The organism is Asanoa sp. WMMD1127 (assembly GCF_029626225.1).
Classification (GTDB): Bacteria; Actinomycetota; Actinomycetes; order Mycobacteriales; family Micromonosporaceae; genus Asanoa.
Genome location: NZ_JARUBP010000001.1, coordinates 2,937,169 through 2,954,139 on the forward strand (window position 1 = coordinate 2,937,169; position 16,971 = coordinate 2,954,139).

Genomic DNA, 16,971 nt, shown 5'->3' on the forward strand with positions numbered 1-16,971 from the left:
CCGTTGGACGAGATGGGGTGGTGCGGAACGTCAGCAGAGGAGGCGGGCGTCGGCCCAGTCGGCGTGGTCGTAGTCGATGCCGTTGCCGCCGTCGCCGACCACGAGGCGCAGCGCGCCGCGGCCGGTCACGTCGACGTCGGCGACCGCCGGGCCGGAGGCGACCGTGACCGCCGGGCTGGTCCAGAGCGTGACACCGTCGGCCACGACCGAGAAGACCACGCGGGCGGTGGCCGACGTGACCTCGGCGTCGATGCCCGCGACGGCGGTGAACCGCTCGCAGGACCCGCCGAGGTTGACGGTCAGATCGGCCGGCGCGTGCGTGCCGATGCCCCGAACGTAGCTGACCCCGCCCACGGTCGGCACCGCGCCGTCACCGGCGGCCTGCTCGCCGTTGGACTGGTCACGCTCGGCCGGACCCCAGCCGTTGGCGCCGCTGAAGGCCGGGTTCGAGCCCGTGCCGGGCGCGGTGCAGGTCAGCGTCGCCGCGCCCCAGTCGGCGTGGTCGTAGTTGGCGCTGTCGCGGCCATCGGTGACGCGCAGCTCCAATGTGGTGTATCCACCCGTGGCCACCGACAGGCGGGTCGGGCCGTCGGCCGCCCGCTTGATCCCGCTGTGGGCGAGGAGCTTGCCGTCGCCGTACACCTGGAAGCGGGCGGAAGCGGCCGCGTTGGTCACCTCGTCGTCGATGCCGACGGAGGCGGCGAACAGCGGGCAGGCGCGACCGAGATAGAGGTGGACGGCGCTGTCGGCGTGGACGCCCACGCCCTTGGCGAAGGTGGCGCCGTTGATGGTCAGCGGGCCGCCGTCGCCGGCCGCCTGCTCGCCGTTGGCCCGGTTGCGCTCGGCCGGGCCCCAGAAGTTGCTGGACGCCAGCCAGGCCAGGTCGCCGACCTGGTGCGTGCCGGCGGCGGGCGCGGCGGCCAGCCCGCCGGACCGGTTGACGCGGAACATCGCGACACCATGGGCCGGCACGGTCGCCGACACGGGACCCGCGGAAGAAGAGGTGGCGCCGGTCCACAGGTTGCGCAGGGCGTAGGAGCTGGAGCCGCCCAAGCCGACCTCGGCGGCCGAGGTGGTGATCGTGGCGCTGGCCGCGGACCGGTTGAAGAGCACGACCGCGGCGCCGCCGTCGCTCATCGGCTTGGCCCACACCTCGGTGTCGCCGAAGTCGCGGACCTTGCGGCCCTGTGACCCGCCCCAGTCCTGGTTGACGGCGATGACCTCGGCGTTGCGGATGATGCCGAGGGTTTGCGCGGACATGGACCGCAGGTCGTTGCCCAGCAACAGCGGCGCGTTGAGCAGCGCCCAGAGGCTGAAGTGGGCCGTGTATTCGGTCGCGGTCATCCCGCCGTTGCCGACCTCGAGCATGTCGGGGTCGTTGAAGCCGTTGTTGCGGGCGAACGGCTCGAGGCCGACCTGCTGGTCGAGCAGCGAGAGCACGCTGCCCCAGGTGTCGGTGATGTCGCCGGTGGTGCGCCACAGGCTGCCGCCGACCTGGGGAGCGAACACCCACGGCTCGGCCAGGCCCCAGTTGCAGATGCTGTAGACGATCGCCCGCCCGGAGGCCTTGAGCGCGTCGCCCATCGCCTTGTAGCGCGCGGCGTCGGGCCGGCCCTGGTTGTTGCAGTTGTCGTACTTGAGGAGGTCGACCTCCCACGCGGCGAACGTGTTGGCGTCGATCACCTCGTGGTCGAGGCTGCCGGGCAGGCCCTGGCAGGTGGCGGTGCCGGCGGACTCGTAGATGCCGAGCTTGAGCCCCCGGGCGTGCACGTAGTCGGCCAGCGCCTTGATGCCGCCCGGGAACCGGGTCGGGTGCGGCTGCAGCCGGCCCTGCGCGTCTCGGGTCGACGCCATCCAGCAGTCGTCGATGTTGACGTAGCGGTAGCCGAGGTCGTCGAGGTTGTTCGCCACGATCGCGTCGGCGGTCTGTTTGATCAGGTTTTCGTCGATGTCGCATCCGAACCGGTTCCAGCTGTTCCAGCCCATGGGCGGCGCGGTGATCGGGACCACCGGGGTGGCCGCGTGCGCCGGGGCGGTGACCGTCAACGTGGCCGCGGCGAGCAGCGCGGCGGCCAGGAACGACAGCGGCTTTCGCATGATCAGCACCAATCTTCGCGCCGCTACAACGTTACGTCAGTAAATATTGATGGTTACGATCATGCAAGGGCCTGATCAACGAGGAGGCGCCATGCGCATGCGAAGGCGACTGCGGCGCAGACGGTTGACCGTGCGCGACCGGGGCGTCGTCGGCCTGATGATCGGCGTACCGCTGGTGTTCGTGGTCCTGCTGGTCTGGCTCCCGGCGCTGGCCTCGGTCGCGCTGTCCTTCTCGCGGTGGGAGGGGTTCGGCGGGATCGGCAGCATCGACTGGATCGGCGTCGAGAACTACCGCAACATCGCCACGATCTACCCGCCGTTCTGGCCGGCGATCTGGCACAACCTGATCTGGGTCGGCTTCCTGTTCCTGATCCCCACGCCGCTCGGCATGTTCCTGGCGGTGCTGCTGGACAAGGAGATCCGCGGCAGCCGCTTCTACCAGACGGCGTTCTACCTGCCGGTCATCCTGTCGCTGGCGCTGACCGGCTTCATCTGGCAGCTCATCTACTCCCGCGACCAGGGGTTGCTCAACGCGGTGCTCGGCACCCAGGTCGACTGGTACGGCGATCCGAACGTCAACCTGTGGGCGGTCCTCGTCGCCACGGCGTGGAAGCACACCGGCTACATCATGCTGATCTACCTGGCCGGCCTGAAGGCGGTCGACCCGGGGCTGCGCGAGGCGGCGCGCGTCGACGGCGCCAGCGAGTCCCGGACGTTCTTCTCGGTCATCTTTCCGGTGCTCCGGCCGATCAACCTCATCGTCCTGGTCATCACGATCATCGAGTCGCTGCGCGCGTTCGACATCGTCTGGATCGTCAACAAGGGCCGCAACGGCCTGGAGGTGATCGCGGCCCTGGTCGCCCAGAACATCATCGGCGAGGCCAGCCGGATCGGGTTCGGCTCGGCGCTGGCGACCATCATGTTGCTGATCTCGTCGCTCTACGTCGTCATTCATCTGCGCGCCACCACGAGGGGAGACGACCGATGAGACCCCGGCTCGTGCTGCACGCGTTCCTGGCCGTGATGGCCGTCGGCTGGCTCGTCCCGTTGCTGTGGGGGCTGTTCAACTCGCTGCGCGACTACAGCTACACCGGCACGCACGGCTACTTCTCGTTCGGTGGCTTCACGTTCCAGAACTACGTCGACGCCTGGCAGCGCGCAGAGTTCGGCGAGAAGTTCCTCAACTCCCTCTACATCACGGTGCCGGCCGTCGTGCTGACGCTGTTCCTGTCGGCCTGCGCGGCGTTCGTCATCGCCCGCTTCAGCTTCAAGCTCAACCTCACGCTGCTCGGCATCTTCGTGGCCGCCAACCTGTTGCCACCGCAGGCGTTGCTGATCCCCGTCTACCGCGCCTTCCGCGAAGTCGACCTGCTCGACACGTACACCGGGCTCGTGCTCGTCAACACGGCCTTCCAGTTGGGCTTCTGCACGCTGGTGCTGAGCAACTACATGAAGACCATCCCGCACGAGCTGTACGAGTCGGCGGAGGTCGACGGCGCCGGCGTGGCCCGGCAGTTCTTCCGGCTGACCCTGCCGCTGGTGCGGCCGGCGCTGGCCGCGCTGACCACGCTGCAGGTGACCTGGATCTACAACGAGTTCTTCTGGGCCACCGTGCTGCTCTCCGACGGCGACAAGTTCCCGATCACGAGTTCGCTCAACAACCTGCGCGGCGAGTTCTTCACCGACTACAACCTGCTCTCGGCGGGCTCCATCATCGTCGCGCTGCCGACGCTGCTGGTCTTCTTCGTGCTGCAGCGGCAGTTCGTGTCAGGACTCACCCTGGGTTCCACCAAGGGCTAAGGGCAGGACAGAGTCCGGCAGCTTGCCGGTGGGGCGGTAGACCACGCACATGATGACGCGGTCGCCGTCGGCCCAGGTTTCGGCGGTGGGTAGCACCGGATAGAAGTCGAGGCCAGCGCGGCCCGCGCCGTGCCACAGGCGGTCGAACGCCTGCCCGCAGCGCGACCAGGCCAGCGCGGCCACGGCCGGCCGGTCGAACGGGCCGTCCGGCGCGTGCACGAACCCGTACGCCTGGTTGTCGGCGCCGTCCACGCACGGCACGTAGACGACGACGCGGTCGTTCGCCCGGCGGTCGTACACCGGATCGTCGAAGCACTCGGTGGCCTCGATGGTGAGCACGCCGGTGGTCTCGGCGTCGAGGAAGGCGTCGGTCTTCTTCACCGGCGCGGCGGGCGGTGTGGCGAACAGGGTGCTGAGCGAGAGCACGCTGGCCGCCAACCCGACCCAACGGTTAACGGACACCCCGGGACCGTAGGCGGGCCCACTGAACGCCGGATGTCCGGCCGGCGGCGCCGGGATGGCCGGCGTCCAGCGGGCTATCAGGCGGCTTGCAGTTCACCCCGAGGCCACGTCGAGGTCCGGTGGCCGTCGCTCTGCTTTGGCTCAATGCGCGTTGTCCCACCGCGCTCCTGCCGGTGGCAGACGACCCGATCCCTGAGGGGGGACACGAAGTTGACTGAGGTCAAGAGGCCCTGGAGCACGGGGCGTCGCCGGGCGGCCATCGCCGCCATCGGCGCCGCCGCGCTGTTCGCCGGTGGCGTCGCCTTCGGACCGACCGCGTTCGGTGACGCGGCCCCGACCAAGTTCCCGGCCGCGGAGTACTACAAGCCGACCCCGGTGCCGGACCGCATCATCCTGATCCCGACCGACAAGCCCGCGACCAGCCAGCGCGTCTCGTGGCGGGCCGAGGCGTCCGCCGAGTGGGCGCAGGCGCAGATCCTCGAGGCGCCCAAGGCGCTCGGCGACGTCGCGCCGGCCGCCGGCGCGGTGCGCACCGTGCGGGCGTTCGCGAACACGCCGGTCAACACGTCGCTGGGGTACGCCTCGACGTACCACAACGTGGAGTTCACCGAGCTCAAGCCCGACACCCGCTACACGTACCGGGTCGGCGACGGCACCAACTGGAGCGAGTGGATCGACTTCACCACCGCCGCCGCGGGCTTCGAGCCGTTCTCGTTCATCTACTACGGAGACGCGCAGAACTACATCGACAGCGCCGTACCGCGGGTGTTCCGCCAGGCGTTCGCCGACCGGCCGCAGGCCAAGGCGATCGTCAACGCCGGTGACCTCATCGACTCCGCCAACAGCGAGGAGCAGTGGGGCCAGTGGTACAAGGCCGGCGGCTTCATCGACGGCCAGATCAACAACATCTCGGTGACCGGCAACCACGAGTACAGCGGCAGCAACCTGTCGTCGTTCTGGGCGCCGCAGTTCCCGTACCCGGAGAACGGCCCGGCGTGGGGTGACCAGGCCGCGCTGGAGTCGACCGCCTACTACACCGACTACCAGGGTGTGCGGTTCATCGGGCTGAACACCAACGTGCAGAGCATCCCAGAGGTCATGGCGGCGCAGACCGCGTGGCTCGAGGGCCTGCTCAAGGACAACCCCAACAAGTGGACCGTGGTGACCTTCCACCACCCCGTCTACTCGACCGCCGAGGGCCGCAACAACCCGATCGTCCGGGCGCAGTGGGGTCCGCTGTTCGAGAAGTACGGCGTGGACCTGGTGCTGCAGGGCCATGACCACACCTACGGCCGGGGCGGCACGACCGCCTCGAAGCAGACGGCACTGGTGCACAACAGCACCGTCTACGCCGTCTCCGTCTCCGGCGGCAAGATGTACGACGTGGACGGTTCCGTGTGGACCGACAACGGCGCCGACATCATGGCCAAGACCGAGGACGCCCAGCTGTACCAGATGATCGACGTCAAGGCGGACTCGCTGACCTACGAGGCCCGGTTCGCCAACGGTCAGCACTTCGACGGCGTGGTCGTCCGCAAGAACGACGCGGGCCAGCGCACCGTCAACGAGTGGCGCACGCCGGAGACCACCACCGGTGAGCACGTGCAGGTGAGCACCACCTCGCCGAAGGCCGGCAGCAAGCTCGGTGTCACCGCCTACGGCTACGACCCCGGCGAGTCGGTCGACATCTACCTGCGCAAGACCAGCACCGCCGAGGGCAAGCCGGGCATCCTCGTCGCCACCAAGAAGGCCGACGAGCTGGGCCGGTTGACCTACTCGTTCGCCCTGCCGGGCAGCGCTTCCGGTGGCAGCCGGCACACCGTCTACCTGGAGAGCCGCAACCAGCGGATCTCCAGCCCGGTGATCACCGTCCAGAAGTAACAGCTCGGTGCGGGCCGGCCTGTTCGCGGGCCGGCCCGCTCTCGGCTCACGGTTTGCGGGTTGCGGTTTGCGGTTTGCGAGGAGAAATCGTTGAGACGGTTGGTTTTCGGCGCGCTCGGCGCGCTGGCGCTCGTCGGGCTGCTCGGCAGTCCGGCCGCCGCCCACCCGTTCGGCCCACCGTCGACGGCGCGGGTCACCGTGCACGGCTCGTCGCTGACGCTGGTCTGGCACGCGGCCGAGGACGACTGGGTCGCGCTCGGCCAGTCCGTCGGCGCGTTCGACGACCCGGCGACCGACGTGACGGGCGAGCAGAAGCTGCAGCGCTCGGCGGCGGTGCACGCCTATCTGCTGGAGCGGATGACCGTGCGGCAGGCCGGCCAGCCGTGTCCCGGCGAGTTGGGCGAGCTGACCGATCTGCTGACCGAGGGCGCCACCATCGAGTACGCGTGCCCGGCGCGGGTCGACGAGGTGAGGATCCGGCTGGCCGCGCTGATGGACCTCGACGAGGCGTACCGCACTGTGCTGGTCGGCGATTCCGAGGCGCTTTTCACGGTCACGACGCCGGAGCAGCAGTTGCGGTTCACCGGGTCGGCCGGCCGCGGCGCGGTGCTGTGGATGGCCGTCGGCACGGGCGTCGTGGTGTTGGTCGGCGTCGCGTTCGTGCTGTGGCGCCGCCGGAGGTCCGCGTGACCGGGCTCGACGGGCTGGACAACCGGCTGATCACCCTCTTCGACGGCGGCGCCGTCTTCTGGCTGTTGCTGCTGGTCGCGCTCGGCGTCGGCGCGGCGCACGCGGTGGCCCCTGGGCACGGCAAGACCATCACCGCGGCGTACCTGGTCGGCACGCACGGCCGCTACCGCGACGCGCTGCGGCTCGGCGTGATCGTCGCGGTGATGCACACGTTCTCCGTGCTGGTGCTCGCCCTGGTCTGGGTGGGCCTGAGCATGTCGATGAGCACCAGGTCGCTCACCGCCTGGCTGCAGGTCGCGGCCGGCCTCGTGGTGATCGCGGTCGGTGGCCGCCTGGCCTGGCGCCAGCTCCGGCACCGCCACCAGCACGCCCACGGCCACTCGCACGCACACCCGCACGGCCACTCACACGGCCCGGACGAGGCGACCGATCCGTGGTCGCGTCAGGGCCTCGTCGCCCTTGCCCTCTCGGGCGGCCTGCTGCCGTCACCGTCGGCGTTTCTGCTGCTGGTCAGCGGTCTGCTCACCGGTCGCTCGGTGGACGCCCTGGTCCTCGTGCTGGCGTTCGGCGTCGGCATGGCGGTCACGCTGACCGCCGTCGGGATGGTCACGGTCCGCGGCTTCGGCGCCCTGGCTGCGCGCACCCGCCGGTGGGCGGCCGTCGCCGCCTGGACCCCCGCGGTCGCGGGCCTGGCGGTCGCCACCGCCGGCTTCCTCTACGTGGCGATGGCCGTCTCGGTGCTGACCGCCTAGTAGCGCACGTGTTTTCCGCCGTCGACGATGATGGTCTCGCCGGTGACGTCGTCCATGGTGAGCAGGCCGAGGACGGCCTGGGCGACGTGTTCCGGGGTCGCGACCCGGCCGAGCGGGATCTGTGGCTCCTCAGCCGCGCGCCGGGTGGCGAAGCCGGACTCGCCGTGCAGGCTCGTCTGCCAGCGGGTGTCGACCGTGCCGGGCGCCACCGCGTTGACGCGGACCTCCGGGGCCAGCGCGGCCGCCAGGTTGCGGGTCAGCTGCAACAGGGCCGCCTTGCTCACGCCATAGGCGATCGACGAGCCGCCGGCCCGGTACGCCGAGATGGAGCTGACGTTGACCACGGCGCCCCGGGCGGCCCGCAGCGCCGGGGCCAGGGCGCGCACGCAGCGGTACGGGCCCACCACGTTGACGTCCAGGATCTCGTGCCACATCGCGTCGGTCAGGCCGTCGAGGTCGGCGTGCTCGACGGCGTGCGTACGCGCGGCGTTGTTGACCAGCACGTCGACCCGGCCCAGCTCGCGCAGCACCCGGTGGGCGGCCGCCCGGACCTGCGTCTCGTCGCCGACGTTGAGCGGCACGGCCAGTGCGCCGATCTCGGCCGCCGTCGCCTTGGCCTCCGCGGCCGAGTGGGCATAGGTGACGGCGACCTCGGCCCCGGCCGCGGCGAGCGACCGCGCGACGGCGCGACCGATGCCCGTGCCGCCGCCGGTGACCACCGCCACCGCGCCGGTGAGGTTCACGACGCCCGCGCCGGGGTCGCGGCCGGCTGATCCGGCTCGTGGTGCACGGCGCCGATGTCGATCGTCCGGCTTTCCTTGGCGAACAGGAACGCCACCAGGGAGACGGCCGCGGTCGCGATGATCCAGAGCGCGACCAGCCACGGCGAGCCGTCGCCCTCGCGGAGCAGGGCCGCGGCCACCAGCGGCGAGAAGCCGGAGATGGCGGCGCCGATCTCGCGGGACGCGGCGAAGCCGGTGTAGCGCACGCCGGCCCCGAACAGCTCGGCGTAGAAGGCCGGCTGCACCGCGATCATCGGCGCGAAGCCGACGCCGCCGGCGATCGCCAGGCCCAGCCAGATCAGCACGGGCTCGGCGGTGTTGACCAGCCAGAAGAACGGGAACGCGAACACCGCGGTGAACACCACGCTGAAGACGTTGAGCGGCTTGCGGCCGATCCGGTCGCTGAGCGCGCCGTAGAACGGCTGACTCGCGGTCACCACCAGGCCCATGATGATGACGCCGGTCAGCGCGGTGGCGCGGCTGAGACCGAGCTCGTCGGTCACGTACGCGACGATGAACGTGGCGAAGATGTAGACGATCGCCGTGTCGCAGATGTGCGCGCCGATGCCGACCAGGAAGCTGCGCGGGTAGCGGCGGAGCGTCTCCACCACCGGCGTCGGCACGACGGTGCGGCTCTGCTCCATGCGGCGGAACACCGGCGACTCGGTGACGCGCAGCCGCACGTACAACGTCACGAAAATCATCAGGAAGCTGAGCAGGAACGGGATCCGCCAGCCCCAGGACTCGAGCTCGCGGTCGGGCAGCAGGCCGACGAGGAGGAACGCGACCGTGCCGAGGATCAGTCCGATCTGGACACCCGTCTGCGCGAACGACGCGTAGTAGCCGCGCTTTCCGGGCGGGGCGTGCTCGGCCAGCAGCGTCGAGGCGCCACCGAACTCGGCGCCGGCGCCGAGGCCCTGGCAGATCCGCAGCAGCACCAGCAGGATCGGGGCGAGCACACCGATCTGGTCGTACGTGGGCAGCAGGCCGATCAGCCCGGTTCCGATGCCCATCACCAGCGTGGTGACGATCAGGGTGGTGCGGCGGCCGATCCGGTCACCGAGACGACCGAAGACGAAGCCGCCCACCGGGCGGAACAGGAACGCGACGCCGAACGTGGCGAATGCGACCAGCGTGCCGACCGTCGGGTCCGCGTCCGGGAAGAACAGCTTGTTGAAGACCAGCGCGGCGGCGGTGCCGTAGATGAAGAAGTCGTACCACTCGAGGGCGGTGCCGACGAGCGAGCCGGTGACCACCCGGCGCAGCTCGGTCTGTTTGGCGTGCGCGGGCTCGGTCATGGCGTGCTCCCTTCGGAGTCGAGGTCGGGGCCGCCCGGCAGGTCGGCCAGCGCGCGCCAGGTCGCGCCGGCCAGGGGGATGCCGTCGCGGGTACGGGTGGCGCGGGTCGCGGCCTCCTTCTCGCCCGGCACCAGCACCGGCCGGTCGCCGGTCGGCTCGGTGCCGGCGAGCCGGCGGCAGAAGCGTTCGGTGCTCTCGCGGAACTCGTGCGCGGGCAGGAAACGGGCGATGTCGACGGCGACGAACACGGTGCCGTTGGTGGCGTCGTAGCCGGGCAGGCTGGAGACGCCCGCGCCCGAGAGCAGCCCGCCGACGATCTCGATCATGACGCTGAGCGCGTAGCCCTTGTGGCCACCGAACGGCAGCAGCGCGCCGCCGGCGTAGAAGTCGCCGGGGTCCGTGCTCGGCGCGCCGTCGGCTCCGACCAGCTGCCCGTCAGGCACCCGGTCGCCGCGGGCGGCGGAGAGGGCCAGCTTGCCCTCGGCGGTGGCGGCGGTCGCGAAGTCGGTGACCACCGCGGGTCGGCCGGCGGCCCTCGGTGCGGCCCAGGCCAGCGGGTTGGTTCCGAGCAGCCGTTCCCGGCCGCCGTACGGGGCGACGGTGGAGTCGGCGTTGCACACGGCGATGCCGATCGCGTCGGCGTCGGCGATCCGCTCGACGTACTCGCCGAGGCGGCCGACGTGGTTCGCGTTGCCGACGGCGACGACCGCCGTGCCGTGCCGGGCCGCGAGGTCCAGCGCGGTGTCGACGGCCGCGTGGGCGGCGAGCTGGCCGAAACCGCGCCGGCCGTCGACGCGGGCGGTGCTCCCGTCGTGGGAGTAGACGACCGGTCGGGCGAGCGGGTCCAGCGCACCCTGCCGCACCGCGGCCAGATAGGGGACCAGGCGGCGGACGCCGTGCGAGTCGTGGCCGCACAGGTCGGCGTCCACAAGGGAGCAGGCCACGGTCGCGGCGATCTCGTCGGCTGCGCCGGCCCGCCGCAGGATCGTGGTCGCGAGCCGGGTCAGGGTGGCGGCGTCGACCCGGTGGGTCGTGTCGCCGGCGGGGTCGGCCTGGGGCGCGGTCGACCACTTGAGTCCGTCATCACTCATCGCTTCGCCTCCTCGGAGTCGGCGTTCCATGTGACGGAATGGCGTTCCAGAGGATGTGCATGTATCTATGCCCGGCGATCCGGGTCGCAAACCCGGGGTTTGTCGCGAGGTCTGGGCCGCGCCGCAGCCCGGTCAGGACCTCGCGACAGACCCTAAAGCTGGGCGCCGAGGGCGCGGGACACCTGGTGAGCTGCGGCGATGACCGCGTGGCCAAGGTCCGCGTACCCGCCGTCGAGGTCGTGGGTGAGGGCCACCGCGCTGATGCCGCCGATCGCGGCGCCGGTGTGGTCGCGGACCGCGGCGCCGCACGCGCCGACCCCGGGCTCGTTCTCCTCGTGGTCCTCGGCCCAGCCCCGCCGCCGGGTCCGCGCGATCTCGGCGAGGAGATCGGGCAGCGCGGTGATCGTGTGCGGGGTGCGGGCCGGCAGGCCGGTTCGACCGGCCAGCTCGCCGACCTCCGCGTCGGTGAGCGTCGCCAGGATGGCCTTGCCGATCGAGGTGCTGTGCAGGTGCAGGCTCATCCCGACCCGGGAGGCCAGCTGGTAGGGCTTGCCGGCGTCCAGCTTGGCCACGTAGACGGCCTCGTCGCCGGCCTTCAGCGCGAGGTGCACCGTGTGGCCGGTGCGGTCCCGCAACGCCGCGAGGGACGGTGCCACCCGGTCGGCGAGGTCGACGCTGCGCATGACCCGGCCCGCGAGCGCCACCATGCGCGGGCCGCAGCGGTAGCCGCCGTCGCCGGTCGGCTGGGCCAGCCCGCGGTCGACCATCACCCGCAGGATCCGGTGCACGGTGGCCTTCGGCAGGCCGGTCACCTGCGCGATGTCGGCCAGCCGGTCGTGCTCGACCAGCGCCTCGAGCACGTCGAACGCCTTGTCGGCGGCGCCCGCACGGTCGGTCACAACCGTCAATCTAAGGGATGTGCAGCACCGCGTCGCACCGTGCGACCGTCTCGGCGTCGAGCGGGAAGTAGCCCTGCTCGGGCTTCGGGTCGGTGCGCATGGTCAGGTTCGCCGTCAGCTCTGCGGTCAGGTCGGCGCGGTCGACCAGCGTCGGCCCCATGCGTGGCAGCGCGGCCTCGAAGGTGCCCGGTTGCGGCGCGGCCAGGTCGAGCGCAGCGCTGGCGCCGAGGCTGCCGATGATGACGGCGTAGCGCTCCCCGAGCAGGGCGGAGACGATCGAGCCGGCCGACGCCCACTCCAGGTCCATGCCGGCCAGCTGCCAGGTGCTGGGCTGGCGCTGCAGGTGGCGGTTGTTGGCGAAGACGAGGGTGGGCCCGCGGTGCTGCTCGGCCGCCCGGATGGCGAGCAGGTTGCGGGCCATCCAGGCGTCACGGACGCCGAGCAGCCGGGAGGTGCGCACCGCCTGGAGCGCCGGCGCGGCCGCCTCCGCGTGGTAGCCGAGCAACCGGATCGCGGTGTCGGCGTGCAGGTCGGCCCGGCGCCACTCGGCCAGCGAGGAGGCGGCCACCAGGCGGGGCGCGTTGGCATAGAGGGCGGTGCGCAGGTCGTCGGCGATCGCGCGCAGCCGCAGCGCTTCCGGCGAGCGACCGATCGACCGGCTGTGGTCCATGATCGCGGCCGGGTCGGTCCACCGCTCTTCAGGCCCGATCAAGGCGTCAAGGTCCGCCGGCGGGTCGACATGGTCGCCCACGTAGGCGAGCACGTGCGCGAGAAACCGCCGCGGACTCGGCGCGCCGGTCATCTCGAGCGCCGCGTCGAACCCGTGGAAAGTCAGCCGCTCGGTCTGCGCCCGGCCGGCGTTGTAGGCGCGCATCCACTCGAGCAGCTCGCGGTTGCCCGGCAGGGCCCCGAAACCGTGGCTGAACCCGTCGACCAGCACCTGCTCGATCGGCAGGTCACCACCCTGGACGTACGCGTCGGCAACCAGCCCCGCGACCCGATCCGACTCGTAAGCGACCGACCTGAACCCCGCGGCGACCAACTCTTCGAAGATCTCGTTCCGTGCGTACGCGAACCGCGGCTCACCATGCGTCGGCTCACCGAGCGCCAACAGGTCCGCCGGGCCCGCGCGGTCAGCCAGAAACGCCGAAACCGTCATGGGTCCGGACGTTACCGGTCTGTCCGGCCCGCGACGGTGACCGCTCGGCACGTGAAGTTTTCCTTCACGTTGACGTTCGTCTCTTGAAAATATCTCCGTCATCCGGTTGGCTCGCCGGCATGGGTCTCCGTCTATCCGCCGGCCGCCTCGGGCCGGTGCTGTTGCCGCTGCTGGTCACCGTCGTCGCGCCGGGGCCCGCGGCCGCGGCGCCGGTCGATGCGCCGTCCTTCCGTGCCCCGGCGACTCAGGTCCTGTCGGCCGCGGCCGTCGACGCGTCGGTCGAGACCGACCGGCGCACGCGACCGGTCGCGCCCGGTCTGGAGCTCACCTCGTTCGACCGGCTCGACGCCGACGGCTGGATCCGGGCCGACGCGCTCACCGCCGACCTCGGTGGATCCGGCCTGTCCGTCGGCTACGTCAACACCGGCGCGGTCGCCCGGACGGCACCGCTGCGCGGCGTGGTCGACCAGGCCGGCGCGGTGGCCGCCGTCAACGGGGACTTCTTCGACATCAACCAGTCGGGCGCCGCGCAGGGGATCGGTGTGCGCGACGGCGAGCTCGTGCAGTCGCCGGTCGAGGGTCACCACGACGGCGTCGCGGTCGGGCCCGACGGGGTCGGCCGGGTGGTCCAGTTCTACTTCGCCGGCACCGCGACGCTGCCCGGCGGGCCGGTCACGCTGACCCAGTTCAACAACATCGTGCAGGCCGGTGGCGTGGGCGTGTTCACCGCGCTGTGGGGCGACTACGACCGCGCGCGGGCGGTGGCCGGCGCGGCCCGGGTGACCGAGGTGGCCCTGGTCGGCGGCCGGGTGGCCACCGTCGCGGCCGCCGCGGGCCGGGGGGCGGTACCGGCCGGCACCACGATCCTGCTCGGCCGGGACGCGGGCGCCGACGCGCTTGCCGGGCTGCGGGTCGGTGACGAGGTCGAGGTGACCTACCGGGCCCGGCCGTCCGACGACCGGGCGGTCGCCGCCGCCGTCGGTGGCAACCGGGTGCTGGTCAAGGCCGGCGTGCCACAGGACATCGGCGACGTGACGCCCGAGCCGCGCACCGCGGTCGGCTTCTCCGCCGACGGCAAAAAGATGATCATGTTGACCGTGGACGGGCGGCAGGCGGACAGCCGCGGTGTGACGCTGACGGAGCTCGGCCGGCTGATGGCGTCCATGGGCGCGCACGACGCGCTGAACCTCGACGGCGGTGGCTCGTCGACGCTGGTCGCCCGCGAGCCGGGCGGGGCCACGGTGCGGGTGGAGAACGCGCCGTCCGACGGGTCGGAGCGGCCGGTGCCCAACGGGTTGGCGATCTACGCGCCGCAGGGGAGTGGGCGGCTCACCGCGTACTGGGTGAAGACCGCGATCGACCCCGCGGCCGCGCCGGGCATCGGGCCGGTGCGCGGCGGCCGTCCGGACCGGGTGTTCCCGGGGCTCACCCGGCGGCTGACCGCGGCCGGCTACGACGAGACCTACGGGCCCGCGGCCGGCGCGCCGACGTGGCGGGCGACCCGGGGCACCGTGTCTGCGGACGGCGTCTATCGCGGAGTGTTGCCGGGTGACGCGACCGTGACGGCCGTGCGCGGCGGGGCACGGGGTTCGATCGACCTCGTGGTGCTCGGGCCACTGTCCAGGGTGGACGCGACCACCGACAAGGTGGCGCTCGACGCGGCCGGCGCGAGCGGGACGTTCGGCGTGGTGGGTTACGACGCGGAGGGCAACGGGGCGCCGATCGAGACCGGTGACGTGCGGCTGGCGTACGACCGGTCGCTGGTCGAAGTGACTCCCGGCGCCAACGGGCACTTCACGGTGAAGGCGGTCGCCGACGGTGGGGCCGCACTCGTGACGGCGACCGTCAACGGGCAGAGCACGGTGGTTCCGGTGACGATCGGGCTGACCGACGTGCCGGTCGCGACGTTCGACGACGCGGCGGCCTGGAAGTTCAGCGCCGCGCGGGCCACCGGGTCGGTCGCGCCGGCCCCGGGCCACACCGGCGACGGGCTGCGGATGGCGTACGACTTCGGCCAGTCGACCGGCACCCGCGCCGCCTACGCCGACCCGCCACAGTGGATCCCCGTCGACGGGCAGCCGCAGGCGTTCGGCATGTGGATCCATGGCAACGGCAAGGGCGAGTGGCCGAGCCTGCACCTGCACGACGGGCTCGACCAGCAGCACGTGCTGCGCGGGCCCTACATCACCTGGACGGGCTGGCGCTACGTCGAGATGGCCGTGCCGCCGGGCGTCCAGTACCCGGTGCGGATCCGGCGCTTCTACGTCGCGGAGACCGACCCGGCCGAGGCCTACCAGACCGACATCGTCATCGACGACATCGTCGCCCGGGTGGCGCCGCCCGTCGACGTGCCACCGGAACCGCTGCGCACCGACCGGGTGGTGCTGCGCGACGGCACCGTGGACGGCGCGCCGTGGCGGCTCGCGGTGCTCTCGGACGCGCAGTTCGTCGCCGCGGAACCCGACAGCACGCAGGTGCAGCGGGTGCGCCGGACCCTGCGCGAGATCCGGGCGGCCCGGCCCGACCTGCTGGTGATCGACGGTGACCTGGTGGACACGGCCTATCCGGCGGACTTCGCCCTGGCCAAGCAGATCCTCGACGAGGAGCTCGGCGGGACGCTGCCGTACTACTACGTGCCGGGCAACCACGAGATCATGGGCGCGCCGATCACCAACTTCACATCGGTCTTCGGGCCGACGTCGCGGGTCGTCGACCACAACGGGACGCGGCTCGTCACCCTCGACACGAGCACCGGGAGCCTGCGCGGGAGCGGCTTCGACCAGATCCTCGCGCTGCGCGCGGCGCTGGACTCGGCCGCGACCGACCCGGCGATCGGTTCGGTGGCGGTGTTCCAGCACCATCCGCCGCGGGATCCCACCCCGGCCAAGGCCAGCCAGCTCGGCGACCGCAAGGAGGCCGCGCTGATCGAGCGATGGCTGGCGGAGTTTCAGCACCGCACCGGCAAGGGCGCGGCGTTCGTCGGCGCGCACGTCGGCACGTTCCACGCCGACCGGGTCGACGGCGTGCCGTACCTGATCAACGGCAACAGCGGCAAGGAGCCCTCGACCGCGCCGCACCTGGGCGGCTTCACCGGCTGGACGATGCTCGGCATCGACCCCGTCACGCCGGCCGAGGTGGCCCTGGCCCGCCTCAACCCGCTGGCCGAAGGTCCACGATGGATCTCGGCGGAGGTCAACGCGCACACGGACGCGGTCGACCTGACCGCGCCGGCGACGGTCGTCGTGGGCCGGCCGGTGACGGTGACGGCGACGCTGACCCAACCCGGCGGACGGGTGGTGCCGGTGGCCGCGCCGGTGACCGCGCAGTGGTCCGGCTCGCCGGACGTGCACGTCGGCTCGCTGCTGGGCGTACGACTGACCGATCGCGCCTGGTTCGACCCGGCGACGGGCCGGCTGACCGCGCTGCGATCGAGCGGCACGGTGACGCTCGCCGTGACCGTCAACGGTGTCAAGGCGACGGCGACGATCGCGCTCAGCCGAGCTGACTGAGGGGCAGCGCGCCGCGGGTCTTGACGGTGCGGATGGCGAACGTGCTGTGCGCCTCGACGACTGATTCGATGGTCAGGATCTGGTCGATCAGCAGGCGTTCGTACGCGGCCAGGTTCGCCGCCGCGGTTTCGACCAGGAGGTCCGCCTGCCCGGAGATGACGTGGCAGGCGACGACCTCCGGGATGGCGGTGAGCGCCGCCTCGACGCGGGCGGCGTTCTCGCGGGAGTGGCGGTCGACCCGCAGCTGGATGAAGACGGTCAGGTCGAGGCCGAGCCGGGCGCGGTCGAGCTCCGCGCGGTAGCCGGCGATCAGCCCGTCCTCCTCCAGCGCCCGCACCCGGCGCAGGCAGGCCGAGGGGGAGAGGGCGACCGCCTCGGCCAGGTCGACGTTGGCGATGCGACCGTCGTGCTGGAGGCGTTCGAGGATCGCCCGGTCGGTGCTGTCGTAGGGTGCCATTCGCACATGATTGCGCCTTGTGGCGCGTTGGCGCAACGCGGTTGCGTGGCCGTGCGTCAGAGCGGGCAGATTTGCCATCGCGTGCGGCGCGTTT

Annotated in this window: 14 protein-coding genes; 6 read left to right on the top strand and 8 right to left on the bottom strand. The window is 71.8% G+C overall.

Annotated elements, in window-relative coordinates:
- Positions 1 to 30: 30 nt before the first annotated feature.
- Complete coding sequence (locus O7635_RS14075) at positions 31 to 2,097, bottom strand: NPCBM/NEW2 domain-containing protein (RefSeq protein ID WP_278080860.1); 2,067 nt, start codon at positions 2,095 to 2,097, stop codon at positions 31 to 33.
- Between the two features lie 91 nt (positions 2,098 to 2,188).
- Here O7635_RS14075 and O7635_RS14080 point away from each other — a divergent pair, with 91 nt between their 5' ends.
- Both O7635_RS14080 and O7635_RS14085 read left to right on the top strand, forming a co-directional pair.
- A complete protein-coding gene (locus O7635_RS14080; RefSeq protein ID WP_278080861.1) occupies positions 2,189 to 3,085 on the top strand; it encodes a sugar ABC transporter permease in 897 nt (298 codons plus the stop codon).
- Entirely contained in the window at positions 3,082 to 3,897 is an 816-nt protein-coding gene (locus O7635_RS14085; RefSeq protein ID WP_278080862.1) for a carbohydrate ABC transporter permease, read from the top strand. Before O7635_RS14080 ends, O7635_RS14085 begins: the two co-directional genes overlap by 4 nt.
- On the opposite strand, the gene O7635_RS14090 is transcribed toward O7635_RS14085, so the two are convergent.
- Positions 3,865 to 4,359 carry a hypothetical protein gene (locus tag O7635_RS14090; RefSeq protein ID WP_278080863.1) on the bottom strand — a complete coding sequence of 165 codons (495 nt, stop codon included), beginning with the start codon at positions 4,357 to 4,359 and terminating at the stop codon, positions 3,865 to 3,867. The two genes, O7635_RS14085 and O7635_RS14090, sit on opposite strands and share 33 nt — an antisense overlap.
- 210 nt (positions 4,360 to 4,569) lie before the next feature.
- Here O7635_RS14090 and O7635_RS14095 point away from each other — a divergent pair, with 210 nt between their 5' ends.
- From O7635_RS14095 to O7635_RS14105, 3 genes are all read left to right on the top strand, one after another.
- A complete protein-coding gene (locus O7635_RS14095) occupies positions 4,570 to 6,240 on the top strand; it encodes a metallophosphoesterase family protein (protein WP_278080864.1) in 1,671 nt (556 codons plus the stop codon).
- A 90-nt stretch (positions 6,241 to 6,330) separates the two neighbouring features.
- Entirely contained in the window at positions 6,331 to 6,930 is a 600-nt protein-coding gene (locus tag O7635_RS14100; RefSeq protein WP_278080865.1) for a hypothetical protein, read from the top strand.
- Positions 6,927 to 7,682, top strand: coding sequence for a sulfite exporter TauE/SafE family protein (locus tag O7635_RS14105; RefSeq protein WP_278080866.1), 756 nt, complete (start codon positions 6,927 to 6,929; stop codon positions 7,680 to 7,682). Before O7635_RS14100 ends, O7635_RS14105 begins: the two co-directional genes overlap by 4 nt.
- Here the strand turns inward: O7635_RS14105 and O7635_RS14110 are convergent.
- The 5 genes from O7635_RS14110 to O7635_RS14130 all read right to left on the bottom strand — a co-directional run bounded on the left by O7635_RS14110 (position 7,679) and on the right by O7635_RS14130 (position 12,911).
- On the bottom strand, positions 7,679 to 8,425 hold the full coding sequence (locus O7635_RS14110; RefSeq protein ID WP_278080867.1) for an SDR family oxidoreductase: 747 nt from the start codon (positions 8,423 to 8,425) through the stop codon (positions 7,679 to 7,681). The genes O7635_RS14105 and O7635_RS14110 overlap by 4 nt on opposite strands.
- The gene (locus O7635_RS14115; protein ID WP_278080868.1) at positions 8,422 to 9,762 is read right to left on the bottom strand and encodes an MFS transporter; all 1,341 of its coding nucleotides are present in this window, start codon (positions 9,760 to 9,762) and stop codon (positions 8,422 to 8,424) included. The genes O7635_RS14110 and O7635_RS14115 overlap by 4 nt, the downstream gene beginning before the upstream one ends.
- Positions 9,759 to 10,853, bottom strand: a complete 1,095-nt coding sequence (locus O7635_RS14120) for an Ldh family oxidoreductase (RefSeq protein WP_278080869.1) — start codon at positions 10,851 to 10,853, stop codon at positions 9,759 to 9,761. The genes O7635_RS14115 and O7635_RS14120 overlap by 4 nt, the downstream gene beginning before the upstream one ends.
- 152 nt (positions 10,854 to 11,005) lie before the next feature.
- Positions 11,006 to 11,752 carry an IclR family transcriptional regulator gene (locus O7635_RS14125; protein ID WP_278080870.1) on the bottom strand — a complete coding sequence of 249 codons (747 nt, stop codon included), beginning with the start codon at positions 11,750 to 11,752 and terminating at the stop codon, positions 11,006 to 11,008.
- A 10-nt stretch (positions 11,753 to 11,762) separates the two neighbouring features.
- Entirely contained in the window at positions 11,763 to 12,911 is a 1,149-nt protein-coding gene (locus tag O7635_RS14130; protein ID WP_278080871.1) for an erythromycin esterase family protein, read from the bottom strand.
- A gap of 119 nt (positions 12,912 to 13,030) precedes the next feature.
- Between O7635_RS14130 and O7635_RS14135 the strand changes: the two genes are divergently transcribed.
- The gene (locus O7635_RS14135) at positions 13,031 to 16,420 is read left to right on the top strand and encodes a phosphodiester glycosidase family protein (RefSeq protein WP_278080872.1); all 3,390 of its coding nucleotides are present in this window, start codon (positions 13,031 to 13,033) and stop codon (positions 16,418 to 16,420) included.
- Here the strand turns inward: O7635_RS14135 and O7635_RS14140 are convergent.
- The gene (locus O7635_RS14140; protein ID WP_278080873.1) at positions 16,404 to 16,877 is read right to left on the bottom strand and encodes an Lrp/AsnC family transcriptional regulator; all 474 of its coding nucleotides are present in this window, start codon (positions 16,875 to 16,877) and stop codon (positions 16,404 to 16,406) included. The genes O7635_RS14135 and O7635_RS14140 overlap by 17 nt on opposite strands.
- Between the last annotated feature and the right edge of the window lie 94 nt (positions 16,878 to 16,971).